This window comes from Sphingobium sp. FW305-3-2-15-F-TSA7, assembly GCF_058787155.1.
In genome coordinates, this window is the sequence record NZ_JBYSZM010000012.1 from 80,564 (window position 1) to 98,418 (window position 17,855).

At 63.6% G+C, this 17,855-nt stretch carries 18 protein-coding genes; 6 read left to right on the forward strand and 12 right to left on the reverse strand.

The window, feature by feature from the left end:
* Positions 1-67 precede the first annotated feature (67 nt).
* The 7 genes from AC3WN8_RS11645 to AC3WN8_RS11675 form a co-directional block, all read right to left on the reverse strand.
* Entirely contained in the window at positions 68-601 is a 534-nt protein-coding gene (locus AC3WN8_RS11645) for a nuclear transport factor 2 family protein (protein ID WP_492669587.1), read from the reverse strand.
* Entirely contained in the window at positions 598-1,125 is a 528-nt protein-coding gene (locus tag AC3WN8_RS11650) for a flavin reductase family protein (protein WP_492669588.1), read from the reverse strand. Before AC3WN8_RS11650 ends, AC3WN8_RS11645 begins: the two co-directional genes overlap by 4 nt.
* On the reverse strand, positions 1,122-1,892 hold the full coding sequence (locus tag AC3WN8_RS11655; protein WP_492669589.1) for an enoyl-CoA hydratase/isomerase family protein: 771 nt from the start codon (positions 1,890-1,892) through the stop codon (positions 1,122-1,124). Before AC3WN8_RS11655 ends, AC3WN8_RS11650 begins: the two co-directional genes overlap by 4 nt.
* A 7-nt stretch (positions 1,893-1,899) precedes the next feature.
* Positions 1,900-2,739 carry an enoyl-CoA hydratase-related protein gene (locus AC3WN8_RS11660; protein WP_492669590.1) on the reverse strand — a complete coding sequence of 280 codons (840 nt, stop codon included), beginning with the start codon at positions 2,737-2,739 and terminating at the stop codon, positions 1,900-1,902.
* A gap of 3 nt (positions 2,740-2,742) precedes the next feature.
* Entirely contained in the window at positions 2,743-3,195 is a 453-nt protein-coding gene (locus AC3WN8_RS11665; protein ID WP_492669666.1) for a nuclear transport factor 2 family protein, read from the reverse strand.
* 23 nt (positions 3,196-3,218) lie between these two features.
* Positions 3,219-3,965 (reverse strand): SDR family NAD(P)-dependent oxidoreductase, encoded by a 747-nt coding sequence (locus AC3WN8_RS11670; RefSeq protein ID WP_492669591.1) that lies wholly within the window; start codon positions 3,963-3,965, stop codon positions 3,219-3,221.
* Positions 3,966-4,051: 86 nt separating this feature from the next.
* Positions 4,052-6,547, reverse strand: coding sequence for a TonB-dependent receptor (locus AC3WN8_RS11675; protein ID WP_492669592.1), 2,496 nt, complete (start codon positions 6,545-6,547; stop codon positions 4,052-4,054).
* A gap of 206 nt (positions 6,548-6,753) precedes the next feature.
* Here AC3WN8_RS11675 and AC3WN8_RS11680 point away from each other — a divergent pair, with 206 nt between their 5' ends.
* Entirely contained in the window at positions 6,754-7,410 is a 657-nt protein-coding gene (locus tag AC3WN8_RS11680; RefSeq protein ID WP_492669593.1) for a carboxymuconolactone decarboxylase family protein, read from the forward strand.
* A 1-nt stretch (position 7,411) separates the two neighbouring features.
* Here AC3WN8_RS11680 and AC3WN8_RS11685 read toward each other — a convergent pair whose 3' ends face one another.
* Genes AC3WN8_RS11685 through AC3WN8_RS11695 form a run of 3 tightly spaced genes read right to left on the reverse strand, consistent with a single transcriptional unit; the run spans position 7,412 to position 10,810 of the window.
* Entirely contained in the window at positions 7,412-8,491 is a 1,080-nt protein-coding gene (locus AC3WN8_RS11685) for a zinc-binding dehydrogenase (RefSeq protein ID WP_492669594.1), read from the reverse strand.
* Positions 8,492-8,519: 28 nt separating this feature from the next.
* Entirely contained in the window at positions 8,520-9,620 is a 1,101-nt protein-coding gene (locus tag AC3WN8_RS11690; protein ID WP_492669595.1) for an LLM class flavin-dependent oxidoreductase, read from the reverse strand.
* 35 nt (positions 9,621-9,655) lie between these two features.
* Positions 9,656-10,810 carry an LLM class flavin-dependent oxidoreductase gene (locus tag AC3WN8_RS11695; RefSeq protein WP_492669596.1) on the reverse strand — a complete coding sequence of 385 codons (1,155 nt, stop codon included), beginning with the start codon at positions 10,808-10,810 and terminating at the stop codon, positions 9,656-9,658.
* A gap of 185 nt (positions 10,811-10,995) precedes the next feature.
* Between AC3WN8_RS11695 and AC3WN8_RS11700 the strand changes: the two genes are divergently transcribed.
* The gene (locus AC3WN8_RS11700) at positions 10,996-12,618 is read left to right on the forward strand and encodes a class I adenylate-forming enzyme family protein (RefSeq protein ID WP_492669597.1); all 1,623 of its coding nucleotides are present in this window, start codon (positions 10,996-10,998) and stop codon (positions 12,616-12,618) included.
* A complete protein-coding gene (locus AC3WN8_RS11705) occupies positions 12,618-13,013 on the forward strand; it encodes a nuclear transport factor 2 family protein (protein WP_492669598.1) in 396 nt (131 codons plus the stop codon). Before AC3WN8_RS11700 ends, AC3WN8_RS11705 begins: the two co-directional genes overlap by 1 nt.
* 121 nt (positions 13,014-13,134) lie before the next feature.
* Here AC3WN8_RS11705 and AC3WN8_RS11710 read toward each other — a convergent pair whose 3' ends face one another.
* A complete protein-coding gene (locus tag AC3WN8_RS11710; RefSeq protein WP_492669599.1) occupies positions 13,135-13,773 on the reverse strand; it encodes a TetR/AcrR family transcriptional regulator in 639 nt (212 codons plus the stop codon).
* 98 nt (positions 13,774-13,871) lie between these two features.
* On the opposite strand from AC3WN8_RS11710, the gene AC3WN8_RS11715 reads away from it, so the two are divergent.
* Positions 13,872-15,020, forward strand: coding sequence for an LLM class flavin-dependent oxidoreductase (locus tag AC3WN8_RS11715; RefSeq protein WP_492669600.1), 1,149 nt, complete (start codon positions 13,872-13,874; stop codon positions 15,018-15,020).
* A gap of 147 nt (positions 15,021-15,167) precedes the next feature.
* Here the strand turns inward: AC3WN8_RS11715 and AC3WN8_RS11720 are convergent, their stop codons facing one another.
* Positions 15,168-15,830: a TetR/AcrR family transcriptional regulator gene (locus tag AC3WN8_RS11720; RefSeq protein WP_492669601.1), complete on the reverse strand. Its 663-nt coding sequence runs from the start codon at positions 15,828-15,830 to the stop codon at positions 15,168-15,170.
* Between the two features lie 117 nt (positions 15,831-15,947).
* Here AC3WN8_RS11720 and AC3WN8_RS11725 point away from each other — a divergent pair, with 117 nt between their 5' ends.
* Positions 15,948-16,739 (forward strand): DUF2889 domain-containing protein, encoded by a 792-nt coding sequence (locus AC3WN8_RS11725; protein WP_492669602.1) that lies wholly within the window; start codon positions 15,948-15,950, stop codon positions 16,737-16,739.
* On the forward strand, positions 16,736-17,854 hold the full coding sequence (gene ribB / locus AC3WN8_RS11730; protein ID WP_492669603.1) for a 3,4-dihydroxy-2-butanone-4-phosphate synthase: 1,119 nt from the start codon (positions 16,736-16,738) through the stop codon (positions 17,852-17,854). The genes AC3WN8_RS11725 and ribB overlap by 4 nt, the downstream gene beginning before the upstream one ends.
* The last annotated feature ends 1 nt before the right edge of the window (position 17,855 follow it).

The following is a 17,855-nucleotide window of genomic DNA, read 5'->3' on the forward strand; positions in this document are numbered from 1 at the left end:
GGGCGATCACCACCCGGCATCCGTCATCCCGGCGCGGGGATGGATCCGGCGGCATCGTCAGCCGGGATCAATGACCCTCGTTCGCCGTCGGGTCCGCACGACGCGGATAGTCAGACGGCAGCGGCGCCATCCCCGGCCAGCGCACCGGGGCATCGGAGCGCATCGCTTCGCCGACATCGCTCCAAGGCGCGATATGGACGGTGCGCATGTCGCGCCGCATGATCAGCCAGCCTTCGCCGGTGCGGACATAATCGTCCTGATAGCGCACCGCGCCGAACAGCGACTGACCGCCCAGCACCAGTTCGAGATGCGCGCCGATCAGGCCCGTGGCATGATCGGCGTCGGCGAAACTGTAGAGCGCATAATTGGGCGTGTGCACCGTGAGCCCCATATGGGCGCGGGCGCCGGCGATGAAATCGACGATGCCCTGCCGGCCGGTGGCGTTGATCATGCCCGACGATGCGAAACTCGCATGTTCGGCGAAGCTCGCGCCGACGCCCTGGAGATCGTCGCCGTCGGCGGCGAGGAAATAACGCACGACAAGATCGTCGAGCGCCGCGCGATCCTCAAGCCGCCGGAGACGATCCTCGATGATGGTCATGCGCCCGCCTCACAGCCTGGATCCAGCAAGGGGGCGAAATTGCCATATTGGCCGCGAAAGAAAAGCAGCGGTTCGTCGGCGCGCGCGATATCGAGTTCGCGCACGCGGCCGAGCACGATGAAATGATCGCCGGCCTCATGGACCGCATCGAGCGTGCAATCGATCCAGGCCACGACATCGTCGAGCACGGGCGAGCCGTTGGCGGACAGGCGGTGGGAGACGCCCGCGAACTTGTCGCCGCCCTTCGCGGCGAAGCGGCGGCACAGATCCTGCTGGTCGCTGGCAAGCACATTGACGCAGAAACGGCCCGCGCGCGCGATGCGCGGCCAGCTCGTCGACTGCCGGTCCGGGAAAAAGGCCACCAGCGGCGGATCGAGCGACACCGAGGTGAACGAACCGACGATCATCCCGGTCGCCATGCCGTCGGGCTCGACGGCGGTGACGACACAGACCCCCGTCGGATAATGCCCCAGGACGCGGCGAAAGGTCGCGCCGTCGATTTCCGGATCGAGCCGGGTCGTCACCGGCCCGTCCATACCGGCTTGCGGCGCTCGCCAGCGGCCGCGAGCCCCTCCAGCCGGTCGGCGGCGTCGTGATAGGCTTCGATCTCCTCGAAGCGGGTCATCAACGCCACTTCGAGCGGATGGCCGAGCCGGCCAAGCACTGCCGCTTTCGCCGCCTGCACGGCGAGCGGTGAGGCGGCGTTGATCCTGTCGGCCCATTTGCGCGCGGCCGCATCGAGATCGGCATAGGCCACCACTTCGTTGACCAGGCCATATTGCTGCGCCGCATCGGCCTTGATCCGTTCGCCGGTCAGGATCATCGCCATCGCGATATGATAGGGAAGCTGGCGGATCGCGCGATGGACGACGCCGCATTCGCCGATAATGCCCACCTTGGTCTCGGGCAGGCCGAATTGCGCGGTGTCGGCGGCGACGATGATGTCGGCGCACATGGCCAGTTCGAAACCGCCACCGACACAGAAGCCCTGCACCGCGGCGATCATCGGCTTCCTGAGTTTCACCAGCGGTCCGCCGATGCCGGTGAGCCCGCCGGCAAGCGCCATCCGGCCGCTGCGGTCGGTGCCGCCCGAAACATCGGCGCCAATGCAGAAGGCCTTTTCGCCTTCGGCCGAGAGGATCACCGCCCAGATGTCGGGATCGGCGTCGATCGCCGCCCAGGCATCGAACATCGCCCGATCCATCGCCGGCGTGATCGCGTTCAATCCCTGCGGACGGTTGAGCCGGACATGGGCGACATGGCCATCGACCGTGAATTCTAGATCGGACACGGACTCACTACTCCTTGGTCGGTGCGACGAGCGGGGTCGTCGGCGGAACCTTATATTCGGCGATGACCGCCTTCAGCCCGCGCTCGGCGATGCGGGCGCGGATCTCGACCACGGCGGGCGCGAGATGCAGCAGGGCATCGATCTCCGCGATGCCGGACAGTGCCTGGCGAAAGCCGGCAGCCTCGGCGGCGCGATTGATCGAAAGCTTCTTGAGGCGCAGCACTTCGGGCGGCGTGAGCGCGATCCGATCCGCCAGCGACGCGACCGCATCGAGCAGCCCTGCGGCCGGCACGCAATGATTGGCCCAGCCCCATTCGACCGCCGTCGGCCCGTCGATCCAGTTGCCCGGGACGAAAGCGAACTCCTTTGCGCGCTTGGCGCCGACCAGCGACACCCAGGCGGGTGCGATGAAGCCGCCGCCGATCGGCACGGTCGGCTCGCCGATGCGGACATCGTCGGCGACGATGGTGATGTCAGCAAAAACGCACATCTGCGCCGCCGCCGCCATGCAGAAGCCGTGGACGGCGGCGATCACGGGCTTGGGATGATCCCACATCGCCAGCCAGCGCTCGACATTGCGGTGCAGCCGGTCACGGTCGAGCATCGGATCGGCCGGCCCCTTGTCCCCGCTGCCATAGGCAGCAAGATCCATCCCGGCACAAAAGCCCCTGCCCTCGCCGCGCAGCCCGAGCACCGGGCCACCCTCGGTCTTCAGGCGTTCGAGCGCGTCGGAGAATTCGTCGAGCAGGGCCGGCGACAGCGCATTGGCGCGCTCGGGCCGATCGAGGACGATCCAGCTGAGCGGACCGGCATGCTCGATGCGGATATGCTCATAATCAGCGCGCAAGGGTCACGCCTCGCGGCCGATGGGGTTGGACGCCCGGACGTGATAATCGGTGGTGAGCGTCGTACGAAGCTCGCGGCGCTTGAATTTCCACGCGCCATCGACCTTCACGACGGTGTCGAAATACTGGCCATACAATATGCCGTCGGGCCGTTCCTTCTGATAGCGATGGATCGCAAGCACGATCGAACGCACATTGGCTTCGGTTGGGCCGACGAAATCCACGACGATATTGCTGTTGTGGTGGGACGTCCCCTTGAAGAAGGTGCCGATGCCCTCGAGCGTCTTCTTATAGGCGTCCATGCCGGACGCGCCGAAATTGGGCGCGTAGCTGACTTCGCAATCCTCGACGAACAAGGCGGCGAGCGTGTCGGGCCGGTTCATGTCGAGCGCATAGCTATAGTCGAACATCATCCGTTCGATCGCCTTCTGCTCGACCATTTTTTCGATGTCATTCATGCTCACGGCGTCATCATCCTTTGTCATTGCGCGATCATTCCGGCGTCGACGACATGCTCCGTGCCGGTGATGTAGGAGGATTCGTCCGACGCCAGGAAAAGGACGAGCTGTGACACCTCATCGGGATCGGCCAGCCGACCGAGCGGGATCTGCGCGAGCGCATCGCCGCCGACCTCGTCGGTCGCCTCCACCATCATCGGCGTCAGGATGAAGCCCGGATGCACCGAATTGACGCGGATATTGTGCGGGCCATATTCGATCGCCGTGGCCTTGGTCATGCCGCGCACCGCGAATTTGCTCGCGACATAGGCCAGGCTCGGGAAACCGTAATTGGCCACCATGCCCGCGATCGAGGAGATGTTGACGATCGAGCCCCGTCCCGCGCGCAGCATCGACGGCAGCACCGCCTGCATGCCCAGGAAAACCGAATGCTGGTTGACCGCGCAGACCTGCATGTAATCGGCCTCGGTCAGGTCGACGGTGTTGGCCATCGGCCCCAGGATTCCGGCATTGTTGACGAGGATGGTGATCGGCCCGAAGGCCTGTTCGGCCCTGGCGACGACATCCGCCCATTGCCCGGCATCGGTCACATCATGGGTGAGGAACAGGGCGTTCGCGCCAAGCGCATCGGCGATCGCCCGGCCCTGCGCCTCGGAACGGTCGGTCATGACCACTTTCGCGCCCTCGGCGATGAAGCGCCGGGCATGCGATTCCCCCATGCCGCGCGCCGCGCCCGTGATCAGTGCGACCTTGCCATCCAGACGATTCATGGAGTCTCTTTCCCAATCTCATTTGCGGTGTTGGTCAGGCAGTCGGGCCGATGCGCGATCGTCATCGGCCCGATGCGCCCCATGTTTCAGAACTTGACCGAAACTTCGGCGCCGATCGTCCGCGGAGCCCCCGGATAGGCCGTATTGTAGCCACCCGAAGCACCCATTGCGTAACCCGAGACATAATAGAGCTTGTTGGCCACGTTCTGGACGTAGACACCCAATGAGAAATCACTGTTCATGATGTCATTCCAGCTATAGCGCAGGTTGATCGTGGTGTAGCCCTTCAGGCTCGTGCCCGGCGTGACCGACCCCTCGTTGCTCGAGAAGAAGGTCTTGGTCTGCCGATAAAGATCGGCGCGGAGACGCATTTCACCGAGACTGTCGGGAACCGGCAATTTGAGATCGGCGGCGATCGAACCCGACCATTTCGGCGTATCGGGATAGGAGGTGAATGTGATGAAATAGCCGGCCTGACCCGTCAGCGGCTCCATATTCACACGGTTCTTCGTATATCTCGCATCGGTGTAGGCGAGGTTGAAACTCAGATCGAGCCAGCTGGCGAGACCGATTCCGCCATCGACTTCCACACCCGTGATCTTTGCTTCGGGAACATTCAGCGTGAAGCCGGCCGGATTGCCCTGGATGACCGCATAGACCGCATGCTGCCCCTTTTTGACGATGCTGTGGTAGATCGCGGTATTGAGGTGGGAGCGCAGCCCCCCGATCGAGCCGTTGAACTTGTAGCCGAACTCCAGGTCCTTCACATATTCGTTGCGGAAGAAATTGGTGTTCGGCGCGGCGATGACCGGCGCCACCGTGCCGTTGAAATTGCCCGCGCGGAAGCTGCCCCGCTGCGAGAGATAGACCATATTGTCGTCATCGATCTGATATTGGAGGCTGGCGGTCCAGGCCGGCGCCGACAGCTTGCGCTTTTGCGGGATATAGGTCGTATCGCCGAAGACATTGCCGGGCGCCTGCGCCAGCGAGACATTCTCCCAGGTGTAGCGGCTGCCCAGAACGGCGGTCAGCCGGTCGGTGACCTTGTAATTGACCTGGGCATAGACCGCCTTGGACGAATTCCGGGCGCGATAGGTATAGTCGATATCCGCGGGGAGCCCGAACGGCGCGGCCGTCACGGGATCGAGATCGGACCCGACATTGACCGGAATGATCTCGAACCTCTTGGCCTTGGAATAATAGACACCCGCCGTGTAATCGAGCCTGCCTTCATCGAGGCTGCCCTGTATCTGCAATTCCTCGCTGATATATTCCGACTTGAAGGTCTGGCCGCCCGGGCCACCCTCTCCGGAAAGACCCGTCGTGTTGTTGGGCTTATTGTAGAGCCACAATGCCCCGAAAGGACCGCCGGCAAGATTTCCCGGCGTGCGCGAATAACCCTTCATATAGCTGAAGATATTCTTGATCGTTGCCGTATCGCTGGCTTCGATTTCCGTCGTATTGGTCACATAGGTGTTATGCGCCTTGTGCGGAAGATCGAATTCCAGCCAGATTTTGTAGGGATTGGCGCGCGACCAGGCCGCATAGCCCGCCACCCCGCCCGGGAAACGGCCCGGCCCATAAGCCGGCCCCGGCGTGAGATTGCTGTCGCCGATGAAATTGCCTTGCGTGTTCCTGATCGAACCCGACAGCACATTATAGACCGTGTCGAGCGTGCTGGTCAGGGCAAATCCATTGGTGTTCAGCGTCGAGCTGATGCCGTTGTTGATACGCTGGCTGCCGATGCCGCCCATCGTATAATAATTGTAGAGATTTCCGGTGCCTTCACTGCCCCTGACATCGCTATACTGGACGAGCAGCGTATTCTTTATCGTCTCGGTGGGATTCAGAACCACCGTGATGCGTCCGGACTTGCTGTTCTTGTCGCCCAGCGTGTTGCCGGTGTTGACGTTCTTTATATATCCGTCCGCCTTGGTGTAGTCGAAGGCGAGGCGGACGGCGAGCTTGTCGGTGGCGATCGGCAGATCGATGGCGCCTTGGGCCTGGAAACTGTTCCGCTCGCCGGCGCGAAGCGTCAGATAGCCCTTCAGCTCATTGCCCGGCATCGGCGTGGAATAGAGAACCGCACCGCCGGTGGCGTTACGCCCGAACAGCGTCCCCTGCGGACCTTTCAGCACCTGGATCGACGACAGGTCGAACAGCGACGTCGCGGTGTTGTTGGGAATATAGGGGGCTTCGTTGACATAGGTCAGCACCGCCGGGCTGGTGCCCGAAAAGGGATCCAGCGTCTGGCCGCGCATGCTGAAGCTCAGCTGATTTGAGTTCTGACCGTTTTTCACGAGCAGGCCGGGCACGAGCGAGCCCATATCCTGTTCGCTGTTGATCACCCGGGTCTTGAGCACGTCGGCGCCAAAGGCGACGACCGAAACGGGCACCTTCGACAGCCTTTCCTCGCGCCGCTGCGCAGTGACGATGATGTCGCCGCTGTCCAGCGGCGCCTGTTCGGCCTCGGCACTTGCGGCGGCCGCCTCTTGAGCCATGGCCGGCGTCGCGATCGCCGCGACGAGCGCCGTTCCGCTCAGCAATGCGATCTGAAACGAATCGATCGTGCGTCCTTTCATTCATCCCTCCTCTGACCGGCGTAAGCCTGTTTTTCTGAGGCGCCATCAGCACAGCGGCGAATGACGCCATGACCCAGCGCTCTATCAACAGTGAAGTTGACAGCGTCCGGCGCCGTCGTCAACATCAAAGTTGACTGATTTCATATTGATCGATGACAAGCGCCTGTCAGTGTCCTTGGACGCCGCCGCGCCGAAGGGAAGAAAGCATGAGAATCGTTGATTTGACCGAACTGCATGCACTGGCGGCAACCGCGCTCGGCGATTCGCATGCGGGCGAACCGCTCGACCCGATGGACATCGCGATGGTCCGGCTGGGCCTGGCCGCGAGCGTCACCGCCCTCGATCCCGATGCCATCGAGATCGCGGTCGAAAAGGCCATGGCGGCAGGCGCCACGCCCGCGCAGATCCAGGAAGTGGTGTCGCTGGTATCGGGCCTTGGCGTGCATTCGCTCATGGTGACGGCAGTGCCGATCGCACGCGCCGCCGGCTTGGAGTCATCGCCTTTGACGCCGGAGCAGCAGGCGCTCTGGGACGGATATGTCGGCAGCGATCCGTTCTGGGCGGCGTTCGAAATCGAACTGCCGGGTTTCCTGGGCGCGATGCTCCGCCTGTCGGCCGATCAATTCACCGCCTTTTTCGAGTATTGCGCGGTGCCGTGGAAAAGCGGTCAGGTGCGCGCCAGGCTCAAGGAACTGATCGCGATGGCATGCGACGCCACACCGGCGCACCGCTTCATGCCCGGCTTTCGCCTCCATCTGAACAACGCCATCACGCTTGGCGCCGGCCGCAGGGCGATCCTCGAATGCCTCGACCTTGCCGCTGCGGCACCCGGGCATCGCGGCGTCGGCCCGCTATCCGGATAGGCTAGAGTTCGGGGTCGATCACCGCCTTGATCGCCTCGCCCGTGCGGACGGCCTCGAGCGCCTTGCCGGCGTCCGAAATCGCGAAGCGATGGCTGATCAACCCGGCCAGCGGCACCTTGTCCTGGAGCTGCGCGGCAAGATGCATGGCGCCGTAATAATGGCGAGGCTTCGGAAAGCTCGCGCCCGCGATCGTCAGATTCTTCGTGGTCATGTCGCGCGGCGATATCGGCTGGGTTCCGATCGCACCCCATAGGCCGAGGATGACATAGCGGCCATGGATGCCGGTGAGGTCGACGCCCTCGGGAAAGGCGGGCAGCGCGCCCGCGGCTTCGACGACGAGCGAGGGGCCGGCCGGGCCGGTCAGATCATAGATCTGGCGCCGCCGCTCCTCCGCGCTCGCCTTCAGCGACACCGTTGCCGTTGCGCCGAGCGTTTTCGCGATCTCGAGGCGGCGGTCGACGCCGTCGATGACGATGACCTGGCGTGCGCCGGCCTGTGCCGCGACCAGGATCGCCGCGAGCCCGACCGGCCCCGCGCCCTGCACGACGACGGCCTCGCCCATCCGCACCGGCCCGCAGCGATCGAAGCCGCGCAGCACCGTCGGCAATGCGCATCCCAATGCGGCGAGCGCGAGCGGATCGGCACCGTCCGGCAGCTTGAAGAATGCGAGCCCGCTCGGCAGCCACGCATAATCGGCATAGCTTCCCCAATTGGGCTTTTCGGCATGTTCGAAGAACTGGCTGTTCTCGCACGGCGTTTCGTCGAGCACCGTGCAGGAATGGCAACGGTGGCACGCAGCGATCGGCGACCAATAGACCAGGTCCCCGGCCTTCACCGGCACCCCCGCATAATCCTTGTCGATACCGCCCAGTCTCTCGACCCGCCCGATCCCCTCATGGCCGAGGATGATCGGAAACGGCATCACGCCGGCTTCGCCGGTGGCGATATGGAGATCGGAACCGCACACGCCGCCGATCACGACGCGCACGAGTGCGCCGCCCGGTTCGGGATCGGGGATCGGAACGTCCCAGGTTTCGAGACGATTGGGCTCGACGAGGACGGCGGCGCGGCCGGTGGCCATGTGATCCTTCTCCTGTTCCTCCGCTTTCTCAGGCGGGCATATTCACTTTCGGACAGACTTCCGTCGCCAGACGCCGCAGCGATTCTTCCCAGGGGCTGGGATCGTCGATGCTGTCATGCTGGTTGGCCACGATCTGGCCCCAGCCGCCGACCTGGCTCGCCAGCTTTTCCAGCTTCTCTATCACGGTCTCCGGCGAGCCGCAGAGCACGACATGTTCGGCCAGGAAATCATCGTCGATCTCGGCGGGTGTGATGTCGACGCCCGAATCCTGGATGATTCCGTCGAACAGTTTGAACTTGATGTAGATTTCCTTGAGGTATTTGCGCCAGGTCTCGGCCATGCCGCTGCTCAGATAGCGTCGCTTCGCCTCTGCATCGGTATCGGCGATGAAGACGTCGCGGCAGACGCGATAGCGTTTGCGATCGGCAACCCGGCCCTGCGATTCCATCGCCGTTGCCCAGGTCTGCCAATGCGCGTTCATCTGCGGCGTGCCGCCGAAGAAGGAGATCGGACTGTAATCGCGTTCGCCCGCGAATTTCATCGAAGACGAATTCATCGACAGCCCGGTGACCGCGATCTCGAGTTTGTCGCGTCCGCCATAGGGGCTGTTGTCGGCGATCTCGACCCAATATTCGGGCATCGTATCCGGACCGGGGAAGCCCGCCTGGGAATATTCGCCCTTTTCAAGGAAAGGCTTACGCTCCCACACACGCTCCATCAGGCGGAGCGCCTCGAGCTGGCGGGGCGGCAGGCTGAAGATACTGTCGAAACCGTGCAGGATCGCATCGGTATGATGGCCGCCGGGGGCGACGCCGAGAAAATAGCGTCCCTCCATCACCTGGCTGAGCCAGCCGATGCGGATCGCGAGCGTCGCCGGGTCGTGATAGGGCAGCAGATGCGCCATCGGGGCGAAGCGGATCGTCTTCGTCGTTTGCGCGCAGGCGGCGATGATCGCTTCCGGCATCGGGATATTCTCCCAGCCGAGCGTGTAATGCTCGCCGATCATGAAGTCGACATACCCCGCCTCGTCGGCGATGCGCGCAATGTCGACGGCCCAGTCGAACACCTGGCGCGGCGTTCGACTCGGCGGGTTGTAGGGGGTCATGAAGATCCCGCACTGCATGGCCATTGGCTCTCTCTCCTGAAATCTGTCTTGTTCTTCGATCAGACCAGCGTGCCATCCGGCGCTTTTGTCGAAAAGCGCGGCGCCACCTTGCTGATGAACTGCTCGAGTTCCTCCTGATTGGCCTCCGGCTCGAGATGACCCTGACCGAACATCAGGAACAGTTCGTCGAAGCCGAGCCGATCATGCGCCTCGCCGATCCTGTCGGCGATCTCGTCGGCGGAGCCGATCAGCACATTGGGAGGACGCTGGCCCATCGGAATGAACCATTCGTCCCAGAACCACATATGCTCTTCCATCAGCTTGGCCGCACGATCCTTGTCGTCGGTGAGCATCAGGAAGCCGCCCCAGGCCGACGCGTCGGTACCGGTGACCTCCCGGCCATTCCTGGCGGCGGTGGCGATATAGCGATTGTTGAGCGACTCGCAGAAATCGAGATTGTCCGACAGGACGATCAGCTTGCCGCCCTCCTCCGCCCAGAAATCGATGGTCCGTCCCGAAGCCGCGAAGCCGCCATAGATTGGCGGGTGCGGGCGCTGATAGGGCAGCGGCGCGATGCCGATCTCGCGCACGATGCCGTCCGCGTCCTGGCCTTTTCCATATTTCGCATAGGCGGGATGCCCCGCCGAACCGCCCTCGGGCGGGAATTGCCAATTCTCGCCCTTGTGGCTGAAGACATCGTTGGTCCACGCCTTCTTGATCACGCGGACGCCTTCCTCGAACAGCGAGCGGTTGCGGGCATCCTGCTCGTCGCGCGCCTTCACATTGTCGGGGGTGGTGGCGCTGACGCCTTCCTTCACGCCATAGGCGTCGACCCAGCGGGCATGATAGCCGCGCGTGAAGCCGCAATAGAGCCGGCCCTGGAGCATATGGTCGAGCGTCGCGATTTCCTCGGCGACCCGCACCGGATTATGCGTCGTCATCGTATAGCCCATGATCCCGGCATGCATCCGCTTGGCATGCTGGCCGACGAAGAGGCTGAACATGCCCGGATGGTTGTTCGCCTCGAAACCCTCGATCTGGAGGTGATGCTCGGGCTGGCAATAGCCGTAGAAACCCAGTTCGTCCGCCAGCTTCACATAGTCCCGCACCTCATCGAGGAAGCGCTGGTAAAGCTCGGGGCGCTGGCCGGCCATGCCCGCCTCGATCTCGTGCCGGCGCCCGACGACGCCCGTCTGCATCAAATGAAATCGCATAGCTCTCCGCCCATCTTATGCGGCAGCGCATTGGTGGCGCTCCGCCATTTGCTGTCAACGCATGTGTTGGAACCACTTCCAGCGCATTCGGCGCGAGTTGTCAACTCATGTGTTGACTGATGGTGGTCGGGTTGGGCATATCGTGGGGCAGACGCCGGACTATAAGTGGCGATGGAGGAGAGGCGATGGCACAGATCGTGACGACGGCAGTGGCGACGCTCGGCGATCTGCTGCTGCGCAGCGCTGCGGATCATCCCGAGCGCGCGGCGCTGATCCTGCCCGACGATCGCGTCGGCTTTGGCGCGTTGCGCGACCGCGCTTATGCGGTGGCGCGGTCGCTTGCGGCACGCGGCGTGCGGCGCGGCGATCATGTCGCGATCCTGATCCCCAACAGCGTGGCCTATGCCGAAGCGCTGTTCGGCGTCGCGCTGCTGGGCGGCGTGGCGGTGCCGCTCAACGCACGGCATCGCGCGAACGAGCTGGGCTATATCCTCGCCAATTCCGAGTCGGTGGCGCTGCTGACCAGCCGGCATCCGACCGATCCCATCGACTTTCCGGGGATATTGACGGAGGCGCTGCCGTCGCTGGCGGGCGACGGTGCGATCGCCGAGGCGCCGGCGCTGCGCACCGTCGTCCTGCTGCGCGGCGAGCCGTCGGGCCGGTCCGTCGGCCGCGAGGATTTTCTGGCCGGCGGCGAGGCCGTGCCCGAATCGACGATCGAACATGCGCGGCGGAGCATCAGGCTGCGCGATCCGGCACTGATCATCTACACGTCCGGCACCACCGCCAATCCCAAGGGATGCCTGATCTGTCACGAAGCGCTGACGCGCGGGCCGGTGGAGCGCGCGCGCCATCGGCTCGGTACCGGCGCGCCAGGCGTGACCTGGGGCGCGGGCCCGCTGTTCCACATCGGTTCGCTGTCCCCGTTCATCGGATCGATCGGCGCCGGCGGCACCTATCTGACCGATGGCTATTTCGAGGCCGGACGCGCGCTTGCATTGATGGCGGAGCATGGCGTGACGCTGGCCTGGCCCTGGTTTCCGGCCATCGTCCAGGGGCTGATCGACCATCCCGACTTCGATCCCGCGACGCTCCCGGCGCTGCGCCACCTCTTCCTGATCGCGCCGCCGACGCTGGTCGACCGCGTGCAGGACGTGCTGCCTCAAGCGGAGGTCATCCAGGCCTGCGGGATGAGCGAGACCGCGGGCATCTTCGCGCTGTGCGACGCCGACGAAAGCCGCGAGTCGCGCTCCACCTCGCATGGCAAACCCGCCGACGGCGTGGAGATACGGATCACCGATCCGGAAACCGGCGCCGACCTGCCCGACGGCGTGATGGGTGAGATCCTGGTGCGCGGCTATAACGTCATGGACGGATATTGGGCCGCGCCGGAGAAGACGGCCGATGCGTTCAATGCCGGGGGCTGGCTCAGGACCGGCGACCTCTACACGCGGCTGCCGAACGGCAGCCTCGTCTTTGGCGGACGCTGCAAGGACATGCTCAAGGTCGGCGGCGAGAATGTCGCCGCGATCGAGGTCGAGGCCTTTCTCTGCACGCATCCCGATGTGAAGACCGCCGAAGTGGTGGGCCGCGCCGATCCCCGGCTGGATGAAGTGCCGGTCGCGTTCGTCGAGCTGTATGACGGCCGGGTCGCCGATGAAGCGGCGCTCATCGCCCACTGCCGCGGCCGCATCGCCAGCTACAAGGTGCCGCGCGCGATCCATTTCATGCATGCCGGCGACTGGCCGATGTCGGCAACCAAGATCGACAAGCGGGCGCTGCGCGCCCGGCTGACGGAGACCGAATGATGAGCGATCCGAAACAGATTGTCCGCGATTTCCTCGCGACCTTTTCCCGCGGGGATGTCGATGGCGTGCTCGATGCGATGGCCGATGACGGCACATGGTGGGTGTCCGGCGGTCTCGACGGCATGTCGGGCACCTATGAGAAAGCGTCGTTCGGGCCGTTGCTGCGCGGCGCGACGGCGCTTTATGTCGAAGGCGCGCTGCGCATCACGCCGGTTTCGATGATCGCCGAGGGCGATCATGTGGCGGTCGAGGCCGAAGGTTTCGCGACGATGACGAGCGGCCGGGTCTACCAGCCGCGCTATCATTTCCTGTTCGAGGTGGCGGACGGCAAGGTCCGGCGCGTCCGGGAATATATGGACACGATGCACGCCTGGGATGTTTTCTTCAGGCCCTAGACCATGATCACGTAAGATTGATTCAATCTGGAGTGTGAATCATGGTCTCAACCATATGAATAGAGCCTGATTCACGCCATCGGCGGAAGCGCGTAGCGCTTCCACTTCAAGCGATCAGGCCCTAGCGATCCAGCGGCATGCAGGTGGCCAGCACGATCTGGCCCAGCGTGTCCTTCACCGCATCCTCGAAGCTCTCATCGTCCGGCGTCCGGGCGCGATCGTCCGAATAGGCGGTCAGCATGTTGAGGAACATGAAGCAGGCGGTGATCAGCCGGCGCTGCGCGATGCGATCCGGCAGGAAGGCGAGCCGCTCGCGCAACAGCCTCAGCGCGCGATCGATATTGGGCGGCAATTCGGTTCCGAAATCGGCGAACTCCGCGGTCTCGGTGCGCAGGAGATATTGGCACAGGAAATTGGCATAGCTGTGATTGCCATGCTGCCCCGGCAATTCGAGCTGGGGCAGGAAGATGATCTCGACGATCGTGCGCACGTCTTCGAGGCGGCCCGCGGCTTCCGCCGCGTCCAGCATCTCGGCGCGGCGATGCTCCATCTGCCGCATGCGGAAATCGAAGATCGCCTGCACCAGCCCTTCGCGCGAGCGGAAATGATATTGCACGGCGTGATGATTGCCCTGACCGGCCGCCGCCGAGATCTCGCGCAGGGACACGCCCTCGATTCCGCCCCGCGCGAACAGCTTTTCCGCCGCGAGGATCAGCTTGGTCTTTCCATCCATCCGCGGGGCCGCCGCAACTGCCACCATTCGCCTCCGTGTCCGCCCTTTCGAATCCGGTTGACCGGTTCTCGCACCTATGTCAATTAAGCCACGTGGCTTAAAACGAGAATCGAGGAGAGTTTACCATGTCGATGCTGACCGGACTGATTTTCCACCCGTATATGCGGCCGAGCCGCACCGCGCGGCAGACCTTCGAATGGGGGGTGCAGAGCTCGATCGCGTGCGACAAGGCGGGCTTCGATTCGATGATGATTTCCGAGCACGCCTCGCAAATCTGGGAGAATATCCCCAATCCCGAGCTGATCATGGCGGCGGCGGCATTGCACACCAAGACCATCAAGTTCGCGCCGATGGCCCATATCCTGCCGCATCATAACCCGACCAAGCTCGCCATGACGGTGGGCTGGTTGTCGCAGATCCTGGAGGGTCGCTATTTCATGGGTATCGGCGCCGGCGCCTACCCGCTCGCATCCTATATGCACGGCATTCGCGGCGAGGATCAGAGCACCGAGCATCTCAACGAGATGGTGCGAGAATCGCTGATGATCATGGAGAAGATCTGGAAGCGCGAGCCTTTCTTCCACGAGGGCAAATATTGGGATGCCGGCTTCCCCGAGGAAGAGGAAGCGGTGACCGAGGAGGACGAGCAGCACAAGCTCGCCAATTATTCGCCCTGGGGCGGATCGTTCCCCGAATTCGCGGTCACCGGATTCAGCCCGAACTCGCCCTCGATGAAGCTCGCGGGAGAACGCAACTTCAAGCCGGTGTCGATCTATTCGGGCCTCGATGCGCTCAAGCGCCATTGGGAGATCTATTCCGAAGCGAACATCAAGGCCGGCTTCACGCCCGATCGCCAGCGCCACGCCGTCTCACAGACCGTGTTCATCGCGGACACCGACGCCGAGGCCAAGCGCCTCGTGATGGAGGGGCCGATCGGCTATTGCTTCAACCGCTATCTGATCCCGATCTGGCGCCGTTTCGGCATGATGGACGGCTTTGCCAAGGATGCGGGCATCGATCCGCTGCGGGCCGATCTCGAATTCCTCGTCGACAATGTGTTCGTCGTCGGATCGCCGGACACGGTGGTCGACAAGATCAACACATTGTTCGAGAGATGCGGCGGCTGGGGCACGCTCCAGATCGAGAGCCACGATTATTACGACGATCCGTCGGCCTGGTTCCACTCGCTCGAACTCGCCGCCAAGGAAGTCGCGCCGCGCATCTCGCTGCCCGAGGGCGCAAAGCCGTCCGCGCAATCGGCGGTGGCCGCCTAGAGCCTGATCGCTTGAGGTGGAAGCGCTACGCGCTTCCGCCGATGGCGTGAATCAGGCTCTATCATATGGTTGAGACCAAGATCACTTCAGATTGATTCAATCTGAAGTGATCTTGGTCTAGCGTCCAGTGTTGGCCGGCGCCGTCGATCAGGCGGCGTCGGCCCCAGTTTTCATGCCATTGACGAATATCGACCAGAAGGCTTCCGCGACTTCCTTGCCCGTCATGCCCTTGCCGGGCTGGAACCAGCGATGCGTCCAGTTGAGCATGCCGAACAAAGCATTCTCGACCAATCGGGGCGGAATGTCGCTGCGGAGCTCGCCCGCGGCGATCGCTTCGCGGATGAAGGTGATCAGCATGGTGTCGAAGGCGCGGGTCTTCTTCATGATCTCCTGCGCCCAGACGGTCTCCTCCGCCCCGACCTGATGCATCTGTTCCTGGATATAGACGAAGGTCGCCGGGTAATTCTCCTCATAGGACACCATCAGGCGCACATAGATTGCATGGAGCCGCTCGATCCAGTTCAGCCCTTCATCGGCGAGCAGGCGTTCCGCCTCCTGCATGTTGGCGTCGAGGACGCCCTCCACGGTTTCGCGGAACAGCTCTTCCTTGCTGCCGAAATAATAATAGACCGTGGCGCGATCGAGCCCCGCGGCGCGGGCGACATCGATTAGGCGCGTGGATTGATATCCCTGTTCCTTGAACAACTGCGCGGCGATCCGGACCAGTTCCTCGCGCTTCGCCGCATAATCCGAACCGCCCTCTGCAAGCGCCGATAGTCTACGGCGGGATATGTTGCTAACTTTCGGCACCGCTGTTTCCCTCATGCAATCCGGTTCTCTTATCCGTCGACACGCCACAAGGCTATCAGTCAACACAGGAGTTGACTAGCCGCCATATTGTGCGCATTGATGTTTCAGGAGAGGCAGATGGATCGCACGCTCGCGCATTTTCCGCGCAATCCCGGATATGGCCGCGGTGTCTATCGGCGGCGCCTGCATTTTTCTGCCGGCCCCGACGGCATGACCGCGCAGGTCGACGACACGCATCATTCCTATTGGCTGGCCCTCGCACATGACGGGGTTCGGGTGACCGAGGTCGATGCCGGTTTCATGCGTGCGCCGAACACGGCCTGCCGCGGCGCCATGGCGGGACTGACGGCGCTGATCGGCTTGCCCGTCGCAACCACGGCGGCGGAGGCATTGGCCCGGCTTCCGCGATCCTCGAACTGCACGCATCTGGCCGACCTCGCCTGCTGGTCGCTGGCGCAGATCGGGCGCACCGCGCTCTGGGAAATCGCCATCCCCGACCAGATCGAGTCACCCGTCCGGATCGAGATCGCCCGCAACGGCATCACGATGCACCGGTGGCAGATCGCGCATCGCCGGATCGTGACGCCGTCGGCGCTGGCGGAGCGGCCGCTGATGAAAGGCTTCATGGCCTGGGCACGGGCGGAGTTCGATGGCGATGCCTTGCTCGCCGCGACGATGCTGCAGCGTGGGCTGTTCGTCGCACGCGGACGCGAACATGTCATCGATCAGGGCGACCCGACACCGCTCGCCCATGCCGAAGGCATGGCCGGAATGTGCTGGAGCTATTCCGGCAGCAGGCTGGAACAGGCGACCGGGACTCTCGATTATGTGCGCGATTTCACGACGGAGGTAACGCCCGAAAACCCGCCGCCATGCGTCGCCGCTCGGCTGCAAGGAGCAGGATCATGAACGATATCGCATCGATCGAAGACATTATCGAGGATGCCCGAAACGGCCTTCCCTACATCCTGGTCGACGCGCCGGATCGCGAAAACGAAGGCGATGTGATCATTCCCGCCCAATTCGCGACTCCTCGTGCGATCAACTTCATGGCGATGCATGCGCGCGGGCTCATCTGCCTCGCCATCGCCGGCGACCGCGCGCGCCAGCTCGATCTGGCGCCGATGACGTCCCGCAACGAAGCGGGGCACGGCACGGCATTCACGGTGTCGATCGAGGCGCGCGAGGGCGTCACGACCGGCATCTCGGCGCATGACCGGGCGCATACGATCGCGGTTGCCATCGACGGTTCCAAGGGACCGGGCGACATCGTTTCGCCGGGCCATGTCTTCCCGCTCGTCGCGCGCGAGGGCGGCGTCCTCGTCCGTGCGGGGCATACCGAAGCGGCGGTCGATATCTCGCGTCTCGCGGGCCTCACCCCCGCAGGGGTGATCTGCGAGATCATGAATGACGACGGATCCATGGCGCGCTTGCCGGAACTCATCACATTCGCGCGGCAGCACGATCTGAAGATCGGCACGATCGCCGATCTCATCGCCTATCGGCGCCGCTCCGAATCCCTGGTCGAGCGCGTCGTCGAGGCGCCATTCGACAGCTGGCACGGCGATTTTCGCATCGTCGTCTATCGCAACACGATCGATGGCGGAGAGCATGTCGCGCTTGTGCGCGATGCGCCGCAATCCGGGCAGCCCACGCTCGTTCGCGTCCATCAGCTCGATCTGACCGCGGACGTGCTGGGCTGGCGCGCGGCCCATCGCGATTATGTGCCGGCCGCATTGCGGGCGCTCGCGGACTATGACGGGCCGGCGGTCGCCGTCTTCGTGCGCGATCCGAGTCCGGTCTCGATCTCGGAGCGCGTGAAGGGCAACCGCAAGGCCTATTCCGACACCCATGGCTATCGCGACTATGGCATCGGCGCGCAGATCCTGATCGACCTGGGCGTGCGCGAGATGATCCTGCTGACATCGAGCAACGCCAAACTCACGGCATTGGAAGGCTTCGGCTTGAGCGTGGTTTCGCGCCGTGCGCTGGCCGAGCCCGGCGTTCGCCTGGCGCATGGATAGG